Source organism: Brevundimonas sp. NPDC055812, from assembly GCF_053616535.1.
The window spans coordinates 150,276-167,415 of the sequence record NZ_JBSHDX010000007.1 but is presented as its reverse complement, the minus strand read 5'-3'; the positions used below and the strand labels follow the sequence as shown (position 1 = coordinate 167,415).

Sequence of the window (17,140 nt, the reverse complement as noted above, 5' to 3'; positions counted from 1 at the left end):
CGGTCATCATGGGCGACGCTCTCCGGCGGCGCCGGCTGGGCGCACGCCGAAAGCGAGGCCGACGAGCGTCATAGTCATCCACCAGACGTCAGGGGCGATGACTTTGACGGGCGTGCCGGTCAACGACTGCCGAAGAAGGCTGCAGCGGCTCATGTGTCGAGTTCCTTTCCTCGCCATGAAAGCCTGACCGGCCATAATCGGGCGATGCTGTTTGGAAGCTTCGGCGTAAGGCCCGCGTAAGGGGCTCTTTACGCGCGCCTTATGCGGGGGGCTGTGTTCCGCATGGCTCCCTTATGCCTCCAGGGTGTCTCCTCCGGCTCTCAGTCGAGCTGGAGGTGTCGGCATGGCCGATGTGATTTTTCTGGCGGTCGGCGGCGGGGCCTTTCTGGCCTTCGCCGCTCTCGCCGCTGCGTTGAAGAGGTTGTGACATGTGGCTGAACGTCCTGTGGGGCGCCGGAGCCCTCATCATCGCCGGCTACATGGTCGCGGCCCTGCTGCGTCCCGAGCGGTTCTGAACGGAGCCGCCTTCTCATGAACATTCAAGGATGGGCGGAGATCGCCCTGACCCTCGGCCTGGCCGTTGTGCTCGGCTGGCCGATCGGGGTCTATATGTCGCGCGTCTGGAACGGCGAGCGGACCTGGCTGGACCCGGTGCTGAAGCCGGTCGAGGGCCTGTTCTATCGGGCCGCAGGGGTTGATGCGGCACGCAGTCAGGGCTGGCTGGGCTATGCTGGGGCGCTGTTGGCGTTCAACTTGGCGGGCTTTCTGCTGCTCTATGGAATGCTGCGCCTGCAGGGCGTGCTGCCGATGAACCCGCAGGGGTTCGGCGGCCTTAGCCCGCATCTGGCCTTCAACACCGCCGTCAGCTTCGTCACCAATACCAACTGGCAGAGCTATGGCGGGGAAACCACCGTCTCGACCTTCAGCCAGATGGTCGGGCTGACGGTGCAGAACTTCGTCTCGGCGGCCACCGGCGCGACCATTGCGGCGGCGCTGGCGCGCGCTTTTCTGGCCGATCGCGGCGAGGGCGTCGGCAACTTCTGGGCCGACCTGACACGCACCAGCCTCTATGTCCTGCTGCCCATCGCCTTCATCGTCGCGGTGGTTCTGGCCGGTCTGGGCGTGGTGCAGTCGCTGGCGGCCTCGGCGCAGGCGACGACGCTGGAGGGCGGATCGCAGACGATCAGCCTGTTCCCGACCGCCAGCCAGCTGGCCATCAAGCAGTTGGGCATCAACGGCGGCGGCGTGTTCGGCGTCAACTCGGCGCACCCGCTGGAGAACCCGACCCCGTTGACCAATCTGATCACGGCGATCAGCGTGAACGTCCTGGGCTGGGCGGCCTTCTTCGCCTTCGGCCGCAGCGTCATGGCCAAAAAGGACGTGCGCGCCCTGGTCGTGGCGGCGGTCCTGTTGCTGAGCGCGGCGGGATCGGCCCTCTATGTCGTCGAGAGCCAGCCGGCGCCCGCCCTGGTCGCGGCCAGCGTGGATACGTCCGCCGGGAACATGGAGGGCAAGGAGGTCCGCTTCGGCGTGCCGTCGTCCGTCGCTTGGGCGGCCCAGACGACCGGCGCCTCGAACGGCTCGGTCAACTCCATGCACGCCAGCTATATGCCGCTGGGCGGAGCGGTGACGATGTTCCTGATGCAGTTGGGCGAGATCCTGCCCGGCGGGATCGGTTCGGGCGTCGCGGTCATAGTGCTGATGGCTATGCTGGCGGTCTTCGTGGCGGGCCTGATGGTCGGCCGCACGCCTGAATATCTGGGCAAGAAGATCGAGGTGCGCGAGATCCAATTCGCAATGCTGGTGGTGCTGGTCGTGCCGTTGTCGGTGCTGGGCTTTTCAGCGGTTGCGGCGGTCCTGCCTGACGCGCTGGCCAGCCTGCTGAACAAGGGGCCGCATGGCCTGTCCGAGATCCTCTACGCCTACACATCGGCGACGGGGAACAACGGCTCGGCCTTCGCCGGATTGAGCGCCAACACGCCATGGTGGAACACCACCCTGGGTCTGGCCATGCTGTTGGGCCGGTTCGTGCCGGCTGTCGCAGTTCTGGCCGTGGCGGGGGCGCTGGTCGCCAAGCCGCGTCTGGCGCCGTCGGTCGGCACCTTGCCCACGCATGGCCCGCTGTTCATCGGCCTGTTGATCGGGGTGATCCTGATCCTTGGCGGCCTGCAGTTCTTCCCAGCCCTCTCTCTGGGTCCGATCGGGGAGCATTTCGACATGCTCCAGATTGTGGCCCGGTTCTGATCGGATATCCGTCATGACCCAAGTCTCGCTCGATCCGTCGAGCTCCCGATCTGCTGCGCCCATCGCGGGCGGGCTGACCGGGGCCATGCTTGGCCGGGCGCTCGGCGACGCTGTCGTCAAGCTGAACCCGACCCGGCTTCTCAGAAACCCGGTGATCTTCGCCACCTGGATCGTCGCAGCCCTGGCCACTGTTTCAGCGGTCGCCGCCGTGGCGATGGGGCAGGCGGCAGGCTTCGCCGTCCAGCTGGCCCTGTGGCTGTGGGCCACGGTGCTGTTCGCCAACGTCGCCGAAAGCATCGCCGAGGGGCGGGGCAAGGCGGCGGCCGACAGCCTTCGCGCCTCACGCGTCACCACCAAGGCCAAGCTGATCGTCGATCCTAAGACCGGCACGCTTGTCCCGACCCCGGCGCATGAGCTGGAGATCGGCGCCATCGTCCTGGTCGAGGCCGGCGACGTCATCCCCTCAGACGGGGAAATCATCGAAGGCGTCGCCTCGGTCAATGAGGCCGCCATCACCGGTGAGAGCGCCCCCGTCATCCGTGAAAGCGGCGGCGACCGCTCGGCCGTCACGGGCGGCACTACGGTTGTCTCCGACTGGATCAAGGTGCGCATCACCTCGGCGCCCGGCTCGACCTTCCTTGATCGCATGATCGCCATGGTCGAGGGCGCGGACCGTCGCAAGACGCCGAACGAACTGGCTCTGTCGGTGCTGCTGGCCGGTCTGAGCCTGATTTTTCTGATCGCGGTCGCGGCGCTGCTGGGGCTGGGCGCCTACTCAGGGATCAGGCTGGATCCCATCATTCTGGGCGCCCTGTTCATCACCCTGATCCCCACGACGATCGGGGGCCTGCTGTCCGCCGTCGGCATCGCCGGTATGGACCGGTTGCTGAAGGTGAATGTTCTGGCCACATCGGGCCGCGCGGTGGAGGCGGCAGGCGACGTCGACACCTTGCTGCTCGACAAGACCGGCACCATCACCTTCGGCAACCGCATGGCGACCGAGGTCATCCCCGCGCTGGGCGTCCGTCCCGAGGCGGCCATGCGCGCGGCGGTTATGGCCTCGCTGACCGACGAGACGCCCGAAGGCCGCTCCATCGTCGCGCTGGGCCGCAACGCGGGCGTGACGGGCGATATGCCGGAAGGGGCGAAGACCATTCCCTTCACCGCCGTGACCCGCCAGTCAGGACTGGAAGCGGACGGCTGCTCGTGGCGCAAGGGGGCGGTGGACGCCGTGCTGAAGGCGCTAGGCGTGGCCGAGAGCGCCGCTCCGGCCGAGTTTCGCGCCGCCGTGGACCGCATCGCCCGCTCGGGCGGCACGCCCCTGGCCGTGGTCGAGGACGAGGCTCTGGTCGGCGTCATCCACCTGAAGGACGTGGTCAAACCGGGGGTGAAGGCGCGCTTCGCCGACCTGCGCCGCATGGGCCTGCGCACCGTCATGATCACCGGCGACAACCCGGTGACGGCGGCGGCCATCGCGTCCGAGGCCGGGGTCGACGACTTCCTGTCCGAGGCCACGCCCGAGGACAAGATGCGTCTGATCAAGGCTGAACAGGCCAAGGGGCGTCTGGTCGCCATGTGCGGCGACGGCGCCAACGACGCGCCCGCTTTGGCTCAGGCTGACGTGGGCGTGGCCATGCAGACCGGCGCCCAGGCGGCCCGCGAGGCCGGCAACATGGTCGATCTGGACTCTGACCCGACCAAGGTCATCGAGATCGTCGAGGTGGGCAAGCAACTGCTGATCACGCGCGGCGCCCTGACCACCTTCTCGATCGCCAACGACGTGGCCAAGTATTTCGCCATCATCCCGGCGATGTTCGTGGTCGGACTGCCGTCGCTGGCGGCGCTGAACGTGATGAAGCTGTCCAGCCCGGAAAGCGCCATCCTATCGGCCGTTATCTTCAACGCCCTGGTCATCGTCGCCCTGATCCCGCTGGCGCTGCGCGGAGTGAAATACCGCGCTGTGGGGGCGGGCAAGCTGCTGGGCCGTAATCTGCTGATCTACGGCCTGGGCGGTCTGATCGCGCCCTTCATCGGCATCAAGCTCATCGACATCGTCATCTCCGCCCTCGGCCTGGCCTGAGGGGAAGGAAACATCATGCGTAAACGCAACACCACCAAGGTTTCGGGCGCCAACGACGCCCTGTTCGGCGGGGCCTGTCTGGTCGCCATCATCGCCCTGGGCCTGTGCAGCAGCTCGGCCGAGGCCCAGGAAAAAGCCGGACCTGACATCGCCTTCAACGCCGCCGCAGCCTCCGATTATGTCCTCCGAGGGGTCAGCCAGACCGAGAGCGATCCGGCGATTTCCGCCGGGGTCGATGTCACCCAAGGCCTGTTCTACGCCGGGGCCTGGGCCGGGAACGTCTCCTTCGCCGGTGACGGCGACACCGACGCCGAGATCGACCTCTACGCTGGCGTCCGGCCCGAGTTCGGCGGCTTCAACTGGGACTTCGGCGTGGTCAGCTACTTCTACGCCGGCCAGCCGGACGGCGCCGATTACGACTATGTCGAGCTGAAGGCCGCTGCCTCGCGCGCCGTCGGTCCGGCGACCCTGGGGGCGGCCATCTACTGGTCGCCCGACTTCTTCGGCGCGTCCGAGGACGAGGCGACCTACGCCGAGATCAACGGTGCGATCAGCCCGGCGGACAAGTGGACGATCTCGGCGGCGGCGGGGCGTCAGTGGGTGTCGTCCGACTTCGACTACGTCACCTGGAACCTAGGCGCGGCCTATCAGCTGACCGATCATCTGGCGCTGGACGTCCGCTATTTCGACACCGACGAACACGACTTCGGCGACGCCTATGACAGCCGCGCCGTGGCCAGTCTGAAGGCGGTCTTCTGATGCTGAACCATATCCGTCCGGCGGTCGTGATGATCGCCCTGTTCACCGGCGTTTTGGGCGTTGCCTATCCCCTGGCCGTGACCGGCGTGGCTCAGGCGGCCTTTCCGGGTCAGGCGAACGGCAGCCTGGTCCGCGACAAGGCGGGCCAGGTGGTGGGTTCGGCCCTGGTCGGCCAGTCCTTCGCCCAGCCCGGATACCTGCACCCGCGTCCTTCGGCGGCCGGCAAGGGTTATGACGCCGCCGCCTCGTCCGGCTCTAACCTCGGCCCGTTGAACCCCGATCTGATCGCGCGGGTGAAGACGGACGCCGACGCCTTGCGGGCCGAGACGGGGAAGGCGGTTATCCCCGCCGACGCCGTGACGACCTCGGCTTCGGGCCTCGACCCGCATATATCTCCGGCCTACGCTGAGCTCCAGGTCGCCCGCATCGCCAGCGCGCGCGGGGTAGGAGAGGCGCAGGTGCGCGAGGTGATCCGACAGCATGAGGAAGGCCGCACCTTCGTGCTGGGCCAGCCGCGCGTCAATGTGCTGCTGACCAATATGGCGCTCGACGCCCGCTTCCCGCATCCCGCGGAGGGCTGATGGCGACGCCTGCTGTCACGACGGACAGGACCCCGGCCGCCCCGCGCAAGCGTGGGCGGCTGAAGGTTTTTCTGGGCATGTCGCCCGGCGTCGGCAAGACCTATGAGATGCTGCGCGCCGCCCGCAGGCGTAAGGCCGAGGGCGACGACGTGGTCGTCGGCGTGGTCGAGACCCACGGCCGCAAGGAGACCACGAGCCTGCTGCGCGGGTTGGAGGTCATGCCTCGCAACCCCATCGCCCACCGCGAACGGACCCTGCTGGAGTTCGACATCGACGGGGCCATGACGCGACGGCCCGACCTGCTGCTGGTCGACGAATACGCCCATTCCAACGCCCCCGGCTCGCGCCATCCCAAACGGTGGCAGGACGTGGAGGAGATTCTGGACGCCGGGGTCGACGTCTGGACCACCCTGAACGTCCAGCATCTGGAAAGCCTGTCGGACGTGGTGCTGCGCATCACCGGCGTCCGCCAGCGCGAGAGCGTGCCCGACAGCGCCCTGTCGCGCGCTGACGACATCGAGGTGGTGGACATCACCCCCGAGGAGCTGCGCAAGCGGTTGACCGAGGGCAAGGTCTATGTGCCCGAGACGGCGCGGCTGGCCTCGGACAACTTCTTCAAGGTCGAAAATCTGACGGCCCTGCGCGAACTGGCCCTGCGTCGCGCGGCCCAGACGGTGGACGATCAATTGACCGCTCGCCTGCGCGAGCAGGGGATGACCGGGCCGTGGGCGGCGGGCGAGCGGATTCTGGTCCTGGTCGCGGGCGACGCCGTGGCCGCGCCCCTGGTTCGCGCGGGGCGGCGGTTGTCGGACATGATGATGGACGCGCCCTGGACCGTGGCCCATGTCGACCGCCCCTCGGGCGCGCGACACGGTGTCGGCTCGGCGGGGAAGTTGTCGGATGCGCTGAAGCTGGCGGAACAGCTGGGCGGGCGCACCGTGGTGCTGTCCGGCGACGACGTGGTGCGCGCCGTCATGGATCATGCCCATCAGAACAACGTCACCCAGATTGTCCTGGCCAAAAGTCGCGACAGCCGCCTGTCCGAGTGGCTGGGCCGGTCGCTGGCCGCGGAACTGCTGCGCCAGGCGCGCGGCGTGGCGGTCCATGTCATCACCGACGGGGCCGATCTCGAGGACAAGACGCTGCGCGAGCCGCGTCTCCGTCTGACGGGCGGTTGGCGCGGCTACGCCGTGGGGGCGGCCATCGTGGTGGCGGCGACGGGCTTGGCCCTGCTGCTGGACCGGATGTTCGAACGGGTCGACCTGGGCGTCATCTATCTGTCGGCGGTGCTGGCGGCGGGGGTGCTGTACGGCCTGCGTCCCGCCCTGGCGGCGGCGACGGTCGCCTTCCTGACCTACAACTTCCTGTTCCTGCAGCCGAAATACAGCTTCTCCATCGGCTCGCCCACCGACGTCCTGACCCTGATCGTCTTCTGGGCCGTGGCCCTGACGGCAGGCTTTCTGGCCGGGCGGGTTCGTGAGCAGGCGCGGGCGGCGCAAGGCCGGGCCTCGGCCGTCTCGGCTCTATTGGCGGCCAGCCAGCGCCTGACCGGCGTCGGCGACCGGACAGCCGCCGCGCGCATCCTGGCCGAACAGACGGCCGCCGCCGCCGGGGCTGGAGCCGTGGTCCTGCTGCCGGTCGAAGGCGAACTGAGCCTGATCGCCGCGGCGCCAGGCAAGCCCGAACTGGACGCAGAGGCCATGGCCGCCGCGCGCTGGGCCTGGGAGAAGGGCGAGCCCGCCGGTCACGGCACCGGCACCCTGCCGCAAGCTCGCTGGACCTTCCGGTCCTTGCAGGGGGTGCGCGACCGCGCGGGCGTGGCTGGGATCGAGGCGGCGGCCCTGTCGCCGGGTTCGGACGAGGAGAAGCTGGCCCTGGCCCTGCTGGATCAGGGCGCCGTGGCGGTTGAGCGCGCCGACCTGGCCGGTCAGGCGGTGGAGACCGAAACCCTGCGTCGCACGGATCGGTTCAGGGGCGCGCTGATGAACTCGGTCAGCCATGACCTGCGCACGCCCCTGTCCACGGTCCTGGGGGCCTCGACCACCCTGATCGACCTCGGCGACAAGCTGAAACCCGAGGTTCGCGCCGACCTGCTGCTGTCGATCCGCGAGGAGGCCGAGCGGCTCAGCCGCTATGTCGGCGATCTGTTGGACATGACCCGGCTGGAGGGCGGGGGTCTGAACATCCGCGCCGACTGGGTCGACGTGCGCGACGTGCTGAACGCGGCGGGCAAGCGGGTGGCGCGGCGTCTGGGCGAGCGCAGGATGACCCGCGACTTCCCGGTCCAGCTCAGCTTGGTCATGGTCGATCAGGGGCTGTTAGAGCAGGCGCTGGTCAACATCCTCGAGAACGCTGTCGCCTACAGCCCCGATGGCTCGACCATTGAACTGGCCGCCTATGAGGACCGGGGATCCGTGGTCATCTCCATCGAGGACGAGGGCAAGGGCATCCCGACTGCCGAACTGGAACGGGTCTTCGACAAGTTCCGCCGCATGGAGGAGCCCTCGGACCGGACCAAGGGCGCGGGCCTCGGCCTAGCCATCGCCAAGGGCTTCGTCGAGGCCATGAACGGCCGCATCGCCGCCGTCAGCCCCATTCAGGATGGAAAGGGCACTCGTATCCTGATCAGCCTCCCCAAGGCCGTCGTCACCCACCCGAGCCTGCTCTAGACTTTCTTCATGGCTGCTGTCCGCCCCCAGATTCTCGTCATCGACGACGAGCCTCAGATCCACCGCTTCCTGTCCCCGGCGCTGGACGCCGCAGGCTATGAGCCGCGCCGCGCCGACAGCGGGCAGGAGGGCCTGCGCGGCATTGCCCTATGGAGCCCCGACGCCGTCGTGCTGGACCTCGGCCTTCCCGACATGGACGGCAAGGACGTGCTGGCCAGGGCCCGCGAATTCTACGCTGGGCCCATCATCATCCTGTCGGCGCGCGACAAGGAGGCCGAGAAGATCGCGGCCCTGGATCTGGGCGCGAACGACTATGTCGAAAAGCCCTTCGGCGTCGGCGAACTTCTGGCCCGGGTCCGCGCCAATCTGCGCCAGGCCGCGCCGCGCCTTGAGTCGACCGGGCCGCTGACGGCAGGCGAGGTGGTCATCGACCTGGAGCGCCGCCTGATCACCCATGCTGGCGCCGCCGTGCGTGTCACGCCCAAGGAATACGACGTCCTGGCCTATCTGGCCCGCAACGCCGGCAAGGTCGTCGGCCACCGCGACCTGCTGACCGCCGTCTGGGGCAAGGCCCACGCCGACGACACCCAGTACCTGCGCGTCGTCGTAGGCCAACTGCGTCAAAAGCTGGAATCTGACCCCGCCCAGCCCCGCCTGATCGTCACCGAACCGGGGGTTGGCTATCGGCTATTGGATTGATCAACACCTCAAGGCACGACTTCGGATCGCAATCGAACTGGTGTTCACTTCGCATAATATATCTTAGGCGATTTTATGGTATCTGCCTTCACAGGTCGTCGATGTTGGCCTCTGCTGCGCTTTGGGCCTCATGCTTGAGCCAGGCGGCGAACGCCCTTGCCGGCGCTGATGCGCCGCTGCGCTTGGTCAGGACGTAGTAAGCTAGGTCCGTAGTCAGAGCGCCGTCAGCGAAAGGCGCCACCAGCCGGCCGGACGCAAGATCTTCAGCGACAAAGGCGTACGGCGCCAGGGCCACGCCCTGACCATGAGCCGCCGCTTCAATGGCCAGGGCCGTCTGATCGAAACGCGGCCCGGCCTGGGCGTCGATGTCCGTCAATCCCCGGGCCTTGAGCCAGGCCGCCCAGTCCGGGCGCGGTTCTTCCAATTCGCTGGGCCGCAGATGGATCAGGACGTGGCGCGCCAGGTCCGACGGCCGACGCAAGGCGTTGTCGCCCATGGTTAACGAGGGCGCGCAGACCGGCGTCACATCGGCGTTCAGCAATCTTTCCGAGCGCACGCCGGGATAGTCGCCCCGTCCGTAACGGACCGCAACGTCGACCCGGCCGCCGCTGACGTCAGCCAGCCGCATGTCGGCCGACATCCAGACCTCGATTTCAGGATGCGCTGCCGCGAAACGGGCAATGCGCGGCGCCAGCCATTTGGAGGCGAAGGACGGCGGCACGCTGACCGCCAGGGCGTGGCGGCGGTCGGGCCGATAGAGCAGGTCCCCTGCCCGTTTCAGATAGTCGAACCCGTCGCGCAACAGCGGATAGAGTTCGGCGCCCAGCTCCGTCAGCGCAATCTGACGACCTTCGCGATGGAACAGCGGGGCTCCTGCGTGCTCTTCCAGAATGCGGATCTGCTGGCTGATGGCGCCGGGCGTGACGGATAGCTCCTCGGCGGCGCGGGTGATGTTGAGCCGACGGGCGGCGGCCTCGAAAGCCTTCAGGGCGTTGAGCGGCGGAAGCCGGCTGTCGACGGCGGAATCCTTGCGGCGGGTCATCAGCGCATCCAGTTCGGCGTCGGCAGGCCGCGAGCGTTCAGGAACGCCGGGTCATAGATCTTGCTGGCGTAGCGCTGACCGGCGTCGCACAAGACGGTCACGAGGGTATGGCCGGGCCCCATATCCCGCGCCATGCGGATGGCGCCGGCGATGTTGACGCCGCTCGAGGGACCGAGCGACAGCCCTTCCTCGCGAACCAGGTCGAAGAGGATCGGCAGGAACTCGGCATCCTCGATGCGATAGGCATGGTCGACCAAGAGGCTCTTCAGATTTCCGGTGATGCGATTTACGCCGATCCCTTCGGCGATTGAACCGCCCTCGCCTTTCAGCACGCCCTCGGTAAACCAGCTGTAGAGGGCGGCGCCCGGAACGTCGGCCAGTCCGACCTGCAGGGCTGGATTGCGCTCACGGAGGTAGGCTGAGGTTCCCGCCAGAGTGCCGCCCGAGCCGACGGCGCAGATGAAACCATCGACGCGGCCGTCCATCTGCTTCCAGATTTCCGGCCCAGTGGCTTCATAGTGGGCCTGACGATTGGCCGGATTGTCGAACTGGTCGGCGTAGAAGGCGCCGTTCGGCTCGCTGTCGTTCAGTTCCTCGGCCAGACGGCGCGAGAAGTGGACGAAGTGGTTGGGGCTGGCGAAGGGCGCCGGATCGACCTCGATAAGGCGGGCGCCGTGCAGGCGTACGGCCCGCTTCTTTTCTTCCGTCTGGGTGCGCGGCATGACGATGACGACCGGGTGGCCCAGCGCCGCCCCGACCAGGGCCAGGCCCACGCCGGTGTTCCCCGCCGTGCCTTCGACGATGGTTCCGCCAGGCTTCAGCACCCCTGAGGCGCGCGCCGCGCGGATGATGCTGAGCGCGGCGCGATCCTTGATCGAGCCGCCGACGTTCAGGAACTCGGCCTTGCCCAGGATTTCGCAGCCGGTCGCCTCAGAGGCGCGCTTGAGGCGCACCAAGGGCGTGTTGCCGATCAGGCCGAGGACGTCAGGCGCGACAATCATGGAAAATCCGAACCATGGGGAGGAGCGATCCTCTTAGCCACAGTTCAGATTTTCTAACAACCGCCCTAGATGTGGATCACGCGGCCATAGGCGTCCAGAGCGGCCTCGTGCATGGCCTCGGACATGGTCGGGTGCGGATAGACGATGCCGTGGATGTCCTCCTCGGTCGCTTCCATGGTGATGGCGGTGACGTAGCCCTGGATCATTTCGGTGACGTCGGCGCCGATCATGTGAGCGCCGATCAGGGCGCCGGTCTTGGCGTCGAAGATGACCTTGACGAAGCCTTCAGTCTCGCCCGCCGCGATGGCCTTGCCGTTCACCTTGAACGGGAAGCGGCCGATCTTGACCTCGCGCTTCTCGGCCTTGGCCCCCTGCTCCGTCACCCCGACCGAGGCGACCTGCGGCTGGGCGTAGGTGCAGCCCGCGATGGGCGAATGGACGTTCGGCGTCTTGTAACCGGCGATGTGCTCGGCGGCGTGGATGCCTTCATGCGAGGCCTTGTGGGCCAGCCAGGGCGCGCCGGCGCAGTCGCCGATGGCGTACAGGCCCTTCACATTGGTCTGGCAGTGGCTGTCGGTCTTGATGTGGCCGCGGTCCAGTTCGACGCCCAGCGCCTCCAGACCGATGCCGTCGGTGTTGGCGGTGATGCCGACGGCCGAAATACAGACCTCGGCCTCCAGGCTTTCAGCCTTGCCGTTGACTTCAAGATCGACCTTCACGCCCTTGGAATCCTTGGAGACCTTCGTCACCTTGGCGCCGAGCTTGAACTTGATGCCGCGCTTTTCGAAGCCCTTCTGAGCGGCCTTGGAGACCTCTTCGTCCTCGACCGGCATGACGCGATCAACGGCTTCCACGACCGTCACCTCGGCGCCGAGAGCGCGGTAGAAGCTGGCGAACTCGATGCCGATGGCGCCCGAGCCGATAACCACGAAGGTCTTGGGCAGTTTTTTCGGCGCCAGGGCGTCGCGATAGGCCCAGATCTTGTCGCCGTCAGCCTCAAGCCCGATCTGCGGCAGAGCGCGGGCGCGGGCGCCGACGGCCAGCATGACGGTCTTGGCTTCGATCGTGCGCGAGCCGCCGGCCTTCAGAGCCACGACGACCTTCGGCGCAGCGGCGCCCTTCTCGAGCTTGGCCGAGCCCTCGATGACCTCGATCTTGTTCTTCTTCATCAGGAAGCCGACGCCCTGATTCAGTTGCTTGGCCACGCCGCGCGAGCGCTGGATGATGGCGTCGAAGTCGAACGAGGCGCCCGAGGCCGACAGGCCGTAGTCCTTCAGGTGCGACAGGCTTTCGAACTTCTCGCCGGACTTCAGCAGGGCCTTGGTCGGGATGCAGCCCCAGTTCAGACAGATGCCGCCCAGGTTCTCGCGCTCGATGATGGCGACCTTCTGGCCCAGTTGGCTGGCGCGGATGGCCGCGACGTAACCGCCGGGGCCCGAGCCGATGACGACGAGATCGAATTCAGCAGCCATGATCAGATCAACTTCTCGATGTCGGCCTTGATGGCCTCGGGTTCAGTCTGGGGCGAATAGCGCGCGACGACGCGGCCTTCGCGGTTGGTCAGGAACTTGGTGAAGTTCCACTTGATGGCCTGGGAGCCCAGGAAGCCGCGCTTCTGTCGGGTGAGCCAGGCGTAGAGAGGGTGGCGGTTCGGTCCATTGACCTCGACCTTGTCGAACAGAGGAAAGGTCACGTCGAAGCTGCTGGCGCAGAAGGCGGCGATTTCCGCCGCCCTGTCCGGCTCCTGCTGGCCGAACTGGTTGCAGGGAAAGCCCAGGACCTCGAACGGCGCGTCGACGAAGTCGCGGTGCAGCTTCTCCAACCCGGCATACTGGCCGGTGAAGCCGCACTTTGACGCCGTATTGACGATCAGCAACGCCTGACCGCGAAAGCGGTCCAGCGCCACGTCCGCGCCATCGATGGCCCGGGCGGAGAAGTCATAGACCGAGGTCATGACTTCACCCTCCCCTTACGCCAGCATCGCCACGGGATCTTCGATCAGCGGCTTGAACGCCTGCAGGAAGCGGGCGCCCGTCGCGCCGTCGACCACGCGGTGATCGCAGGTCAGGGTCACGGTCATGACGGTAGCCGGCACGATCTGGCCGTCCTTGACGACCGGACGTTGTTCGCCGGCGCCCACGCTCATGATGCAGCCCTGCGGCTCATTGATGATCGAGGTGAACTGCTTGATGCCGAACATGCCCAGGTTGGATACCGAGAAGGTGCCGCCCTGGAACTCTTCGGGCTTCAGCTTGCGCTCACGGGCCCGCTTGGCCAGGTCCTTGGACTCGGTCGCGATCTGGGCCAGGCCCTTGGTCTCGGCCTTGCGGATGATCGGGGTGATCAGGCCGCCGTCGATCGCCACCGCCATGGAAACGTCGGCGTTGTGATGCATGGCGATGCCTTCGGGGGTGTAGGAGGCGTTCGCCTCCGGCACCATCTTCAGCGCGAGCGCAGCGGCCTTGATGACGAAGTCGTTCACCGAGACCTTGACGCCCTGCGGCTCCAGCATCTTGTTCACCTTGGCGCGGACGGCCATCAGTTGGTCGATCTCGACGTCGATGAACAGCGGGAAGTGCGGCACGTTCTGCACGCTCTCGACCATGCGGCGGGCGACGGCCTTCTTCATGCCGTCCAGCGGGATCAGGTCATAGCTGCCGCCCGGAATGCCCATCTGAGCCAGCGACAGGGCCTTGCGCGGCTCGACTGCGGTCGCAGTCGTCGCGGCGGCCGGTTGAGCGCCGCCCTTGCCGGCGGCCTCCACGTCGCGCTTGACGATGCGGCCGTGCGGGCCGGTGCCCTTGACGGCCTTCAGGTCCAGACCGGCCTGGGCGGCCAGACGGCGCGCCAGCGGCGAGGCGAAGATGCGGCCGCCATCGTCAGACTTCGGTGCGGCCGGAGCGGGCGCGGCTTCGGCCTTGGGAGTCTCCGCCTTGGGCGCTTCAGCCTTCGGCGTCTCGGTCGGAGCATCAACTTTCTTGGGCGCGGGCGCCACGTCGTCGCCGGACAGGCGGGCGATCGGCGTGTTGACCTTCACGCCCTCGGAGCCTTCCGGGACGAGAATTTCAAGAACTTCGCCTTCGTCCACGGCTTCGACTTCCATCGTCGCCTTGTCGGTCTCGATCTCGGCGATCACGTCGCCGGCCGAGACGGTGTCGCCGACCTTGACGTGCCACTTGGCCAGCACGCCCTCCTCCATCGTCGGAGACAGGGCGGGCATCAGGATATCGGTCATGCCATCACCTTCTTCACGGCGGCGACGATCTTGTCGACGCCCGGCAGGGACAGGGCTTCCAGGTTGGCGGCGTAGGGCAGCGGCACGTCTTCCTGGTGCACGCGCAGCGGCGGCGCATCCAGATAGTCGAAGGCGTGCTCGATCACGCGGGCGACCACTTCGGCGCCGACGCCCATCGGACCCCAGCCCTCCTCGGCCGAAACCAGGCGGTTGGTCTTCTTGACGCTCTCGACGATCGTCTCGTGATCCAGCGGACGCAGGGTGCGCAGGTCGACGACTTCGGCCGAGATGCCTTCTTCAGCAAGCTTTTCAGCGGCCTGCAGGGCGAAGCCGACCATGCGGCTGTGCGCCGTGATAGTGACGTCCGTGCCTTCGCGGCGGACCTTGGCCTTGCCGATCGGAACGACGTAGTCCTCGACGTCCGGCACGTCGAACTCGTGGCCGTACATCATCTCGTGTTCGAGGAAGACGATGGGGTTCGGATCGCGGATGGCGGCCTTCAGCAGCCCCTTGGCGTCGGCGGCGTCATAGGGCGCCACGACCTTCAGGCCCGGAATCTGGGCGTACCAGGCGGAGTAGTCCTGGCTGTGCTGGGCGGCCACCCGGGCGGCGGCGCCGTTCGGACCGCGGAAGACGATCGGACAGCCCATCTGGCCGCCGGACATGTACAGGGTCTTGGCCGCCGAGTTGATGATGTGGTCGATCGCCTGCATGGCGAAGTTCCACGTCATGAACTCCACGATCGGCTTCAGGCCCGCAAACGCCGCGCCCACGCCCAGGCCGGCGAATCCGTGCTCGGTGATCGGAGTGTCGACCACGCGGCGGTCCCCGAATTCCTGCAGCAGATCCCGGCTGACCTTATAGGCTCCCTGATACTGGGCGACTTCCTCGCCCATCAGGAAGACGGCCTCGTCGCGGCGCATTTCCTCGGCCATGGCGTCGCGCAGGGCGTCGCGGATGGTGGTCTTCACCAGCTTGGCGTCGGCGGGAATCTCAGGATCACGCAATTCGACCTTGGGCTGAGCAGGCGCAGCGGCGACCGTTGCGGCGACAGGCGCCTCGGCTTCAACGGCCGTCATCGGCTCAGCGGCTTTCGGCGCGGGCGCCGCAGCGCCGTCTTCGCCCGCCAGACGCGCGATCGGCGTATTGACCTTCACGCCCTCGGCGCCTTCCGGCACCAGGATTTCGAGGACTTCGCCCTCGTCCACGGCTTCGACTTCCATCGTCGCCTTGTCGGTTTCGATCTCGGCGATCACTTGGCCAGCCGACACGACGTCGCCAGCCTTGATGTGCCACTTGGTCAGCGTGCCCTCTTCCATCGTGGGGGACAGCGCCGGCATCAGAATGTCCGTCACGTATCAGGCCTCCACGTAGACGTCGGTGTAGAGCTCGGACGGATCCGGCTCAGGGCTCTCTTGAGCGAACTGTACAGCTTCGGCCACGACGGCCTTCACTTCATTGTCGATCGCCTTCAGTTCGTCCTCGGTCGCCTTGGCGGCGGCGAGAAGCATCTTGATGTGGTCGATCGGGTCTCGGGTCTTCTTGACCTCGTCCACCTCTTCCTTCGTCCGGTATTTGGCCGGGTCGGACATGGAGTGGCCGCGATAGCGGTAGGTCTTCACTTCCAGGATGTAGGGACCTTCGCCGGCGCGGGCGCGCGCCACGGCGCGGGCGGCGGCGTCACGCACGGCTAGGACATCCATGCCGTCGACCTGCTCGCCGGGAATGCCGAAGCTGGCGCCGCGCTGATACAGTTCGGTGGTAGACGACGAGCGCTCGATGCTCGTGCCCATGGCGTACTGGTTGTTCTCGATGATGTAGATGGCCGGCAGCTTCCACAGCTGGGCCATGTTGAAGCTCTCGTAGACCTGCCCCTGGTTCGAGGCGCCGTCGCCGAAGTAGACGAAGCTGACCGAGTCGTCGCCGCGGTACTTGCCCGCAAAAGCCAGACCCGTGCCCAGCGCGACCTGCGCGCCGACGATGCCGTGACCGCCATAGAAGCCGGTCGGCACGTCGAACATGTGCATCGACCCGCCCTTGCCCTTGGACGAACCGCCGATGCGGCCCGTCAGCTCGGCCATGACTTCCTTCGGGTCCATGCCCGCGGCCAGCATGTGGCCGTGGTCGCGATAGCCCGTGATGATCTTGTCGTAGCCCTGCTTGACGCTCTCCTGAACGCCGACGGCCACGGCTTCCTGACCGATGTACAGGTGGCAGAAGCCCCCGATCAGGCCCATGCCGTAGAGTTGGCCCGCGCGCTCTTCAAAGCGACGGATGAGAACCATCTCGCGGTAGAAACGCAGCAGGTCTTCCTTGGAAGCCTGCGGCGTGTTCGGAATCTTTTCGCCCGTGCTGGGCGAGTTTTTCTGAGCGGCGGCTTTCGCCATCCGGCATCTCCCGGCTTACACCCCTGTTTCAGGGACTCTTATCGTTACAGAAAGGGGCTTTAGCAGCCTTCGTTCCCGAAACGCAAAGCAGCCAGCCAGGCTGTAACAATAGTTCAGGAGGCGCGGGTCGCGCCACGGTTGTGGCCAGCGGGGCCGTTCAGCCGAACCACATAGTCGCGCGGGTCGGCGAAGCCGATCACCGCCCTCGCCCGCTCCTCCAGAAGATCCTTCGAGAGACTCTCGGTGCGCAGGTAGCGGACGCGGACTTCCAGGTCCTGGCGCTGCTCGGTCAAGCGCGTCAGTTGGGACTGTCGCTGGGACAGCAAAGCGTCGCGTTCACCGCCACTTAGCAGGCCGCGTTCACCCGTCAGGGCTTGTACGCCCAGATAGGCGATCAGCAACAGCAGCAGGACGGACGGCAGGTAGGGCTTCATCTGCTCGGG

The 17,140-nt window shown here is 66.9% G+C and carries 15 protein-coding genes; 7 read left to right on the top strand and 8 right to left on the bottom strand.

Going from position 1 to position 17,140, the window contains the following annotated elements:
* Positions 1 to 428 precede the first annotated feature (428 nt).
* The 7 genes from ACWGL1_RS13155 to ACWGL1_RS13125 are packed head-to-tail and all read left to right on the top strand — an operon-like array spanning position 429 to position 9,032.
* On the top strand, positions 429 to 515 hold the full coding sequence (locus ACWGL1_RS13155) for a potassium-transporting ATPase subunit F (RefSeq protein ID WP_452112275.1): 87 nt from the start codon (positions 429 to 431) through the stop codon (positions 513 to 515).
* Positions 516 to 531: 16 nt separating this feature from the next.
* The gene (gene kdpA, locus ACWGL1_RS13150; RefSeq protein WP_452112233.1) at positions 532 to 2,244 is read left to right on the top strand and encodes a potassium-transporting ATPase subunit KdpA; all 1,713 of its coding nucleotides are present in this window, start codon (positions 532 to 534) and stop codon (positions 2,242 to 2,244) included.
* A gap of 13 nt (positions 2,245 to 2,257) precedes the next feature.
* Positions 2,258 to 4,324 carry a potassium-transporting ATPase subunit KdpB gene (kdpB, locus tag ACWGL1_RS13145; protein ID WP_452112232.1) on the top strand — a complete coding sequence of 689 codons (2,067 nt, stop codon included), beginning with the start codon at positions 2,258 to 2,260 and terminating at the stop codon, positions 4,322 to 4,324.
* A 15-nt stretch (positions 4,325 to 4,339) separates the two neighbouring features.
* A complete protein-coding gene (locus ACWGL1_RS13140) occupies positions 4,340 to 5,083 on the top strand; it encodes a TorF family putative porin (RefSeq protein ID WP_452112231.1) in 744 nt (247 codons plus the stop codon).
* Positions 5,083 to 5,664 carry a potassium-transporting ATPase subunit KdpC gene (gene kdpC / locus ACWGL1_RS13135; protein ID WP_338574977.1) on the top strand — a complete coding sequence of 194 codons (582 nt, stop codon included), beginning with the start codon at positions 5,083 to 5,085 and terminating at the stop codon, positions 5,662 to 5,664. Before ACWGL1_RS13140 ends, kdpC begins: the two co-directional genes overlap by 1 nt.
* A complete protein-coding gene (locus tag ACWGL1_RS13130; protein ID WP_338574974.1) occupies positions 5,664 to 8,333 on the top strand; it encodes a sensor histidine kinase KdpD in 2,670 nt (889 codons plus the stop codon). The genes kdpC and ACWGL1_RS13130 overlap by 1 nt, the downstream gene beginning before the upstream one ends.
* A gap of 9 nt (positions 8,334 to 8,342) precedes the next feature.
* On the top strand, positions 8,343 to 9,032 hold the full coding sequence (locus ACWGL1_RS13125) for a response regulator (RefSeq protein ID WP_291775168.1): 690 nt from the start codon (positions 8,343 to 8,345) through the stop codon (positions 9,030 to 9,032).
* Positions 9,033 to 9,120: 88 nt separating this feature from the next.
* On the opposite strand, the gene gcvA is transcribed toward ACWGL1_RS13125, so the two are convergent.
* The 8 genes from gcvA to ACWGL1_RS13085 form a co-directional block, all read right to left on the bottom strand.
* Positions 9,121 to 10,074: a transcriptional regulator GcvA gene (gcvA, locus tag ACWGL1_RS13120; protein ID WP_452112230.1), complete on the bottom strand. Its 954-nt coding sequence runs from the start codon at positions 10,072 to 10,074 to the stop codon at positions 9,121 to 9,123.
* A complete protein-coding gene (locus ACWGL1_RS13115; protein ID WP_452112229.1) occupies positions 10,074 to 11,075 on the bottom strand; it encodes a cysteine synthase A in 1,002 nt (333 codons plus the stop codon). The genes gcvA and ACWGL1_RS13115 overlap by 1 nt, the downstream gene beginning before the upstream one ends.
* A 65-nt stretch (positions 11,076 to 11,140) precedes the next feature.
* Entirely contained in the window at positions 11,141 to 12,547 is a 1,407-nt protein-coding gene (gene lpdA, locus ACWGL1_RS13110; RefSeq protein WP_338574970.1) for a dihydrolipoyl dehydrogenase, read from the bottom strand.
* Positions 12,548 to 12,549: 2 nt separating this feature from the next.
* Positions 12,550 to 13,029 carry a glutathione peroxidase gene (locus ACWGL1_RS13105; RefSeq protein WP_452112228.1) on the bottom strand — a complete coding sequence of 160 codons (480 nt, stop codon included), beginning with the start codon at positions 13,027 to 13,029 and terminating at the stop codon, positions 12,550 to 12,552.
* A gap of 15 nt (positions 13,030 to 13,044) precedes the next feature.
* Positions 13,045 to 14,310, bottom strand: a complete 1,266-nt coding sequence (locus ACWGL1_RS13100; RefSeq protein WP_452112227.1) for a pyruvate dehydrogenase complex dihydrolipoamide acetyltransferase — start codon at positions 14,308 to 14,310, stop codon at positions 13,045 to 13,047.
* Entirely contained in the window at positions 14,307 to 15,665 is a 1,359-nt protein-coding gene (locus tag ACWGL1_RS13095) for a pyruvate dehydrogenase complex E1 component subunit beta (protein ID WP_291775156.1), read from the bottom strand. The genes ACWGL1_RS13100 and ACWGL1_RS13095 overlap by 4 nt, the downstream gene beginning before the upstream one ends.
* 3 nt (positions 15,666 to 15,668) lie before the next feature.
* A complete protein-coding gene (gene pdhA / locus ACWGL1_RS13090) occupies positions 15,669 to 16,697 on the bottom strand; it encodes a pyruvate dehydrogenase (acetyl-transferring) E1 component subunit alpha (protein WP_338574961.1) in 1,029 nt (342 codons plus the stop codon).
* Between the two features lie 113 nt (positions 16,698 to 16,810).
* Positions 16,811 to 17,131, bottom strand: coding sequence for an FtsB family cell division protein (locus ACWGL1_RS13085; protein WP_291776129.1), 321 nt, complete (start codon positions 17,129 to 17,131; stop codon positions 16,811 to 16,813).
* Positions 17,132 to 17,140 lie beyond the last annotated feature (9 nt).

What these genes read in the sequence shown, in the direction of transcription:
- ACWGL1_RS13155 (WP_452112275.1), top strand. Translation starts at nt 429, where the DNA reads ATGTGGCTGAACGTCCTGTGGGGCGCCGGAGCCCTCATCATCGCCGGC.
- kdpA (WP_452112233.1), top strand. Translation starts at nt 532, where the DNA reads ATGAACATTCAAGGATGGGCGGAGATCGCCCTGACCCTCGGCCTGGCC.
- kdpB (WP_452112232.1), top strand. Translation starts at nt 2,258, where the DNA reads ATGACCCAAGTCTCGCTCGATCCGTCGAGCTCCCGATCTGCTGCGCCC.
- ACWGL1_RS13140 (WP_452112231.1), top strand. Translation starts at nt 4,340, where the DNA reads ATGCGTAAACGCAACACCACCAAGGTTTCGGGCGCCAACGACGCCCTG.
- kdpC (WP_338574977.1), top strand. Translation starts at nt 5,083, where the DNA reads ATGCTGAACCATATCCGTCCGGCGGTCGTGATGATCGCCCTGTTCACC.
- ACWGL1_RS13130 (WP_338574974.1), top strand. Translation starts at nt 5,664, where the DNA reads ATGGCGACGCCTGCTGTCACGACGGACAGGACCCCGGCCGCCCCGCGC.
- ACWGL1_RS13125 (WP_291775168.1), top strand. Translation starts at nt 8,343, where the DNA reads ATGGCTGCTGTCCGCCCCCAGATTCTCGTCATCGACGACGAGCCTCAG.
- gcvA (WP_452112230.1), bottom strand. Translation starts at nt 10,074, where the DNA reads ATGACCCGCCGCAAGGATTCCGCCGTCGACAGCCGGCTTCCGCCGCTC.
- ACWGL1_RS13115 (WP_452112229.1), bottom strand. Translation starts at nt 11,075, where the DNA reads ATGATTGTCGCGCCTGACGTCCTCGGCCTGATCGGCAACACGCCCTTG.
- lpdA (WP_338574970.1), bottom strand. Translation starts at nt 12,547, where the DNA reads ATGGCTGCTGAATTCGATCTCGTCGTCATCGGCTCGGGCCCCGGCGGT.
- ACWGL1_RS13105 (WP_452112228.1), bottom strand. Translation starts at nt 13,029, where the DNA reads ATGACCTCGGTCTATGACTTCTCCGCCCGGGCCATCGATGGCGCGGAC.
- ACWGL1_RS13100 (WP_452112227.1), bottom strand. Translation starts at nt 14,310, where the DNA reads ATGACCGATATCCTGATGCCCGCCCTGTCTCCGACGATGGAGGAGGGC.
- pdhA (WP_338574961.1), bottom strand. Translation starts at nt 16,697, where the DNA reads ATGGCGAAAGCCGCCGCTCAGAAAAACTCGCCCAGCACGGGCGAAAAG.
- ACWGL1_RS13085 (WP_291776129.1), bottom strand. Translation starts at nt 17,131, where the DNA reads ATGAAGCCCTACCTGCCGTCCGTCCTGCTGCTGTTGCTGATCGCCTAT.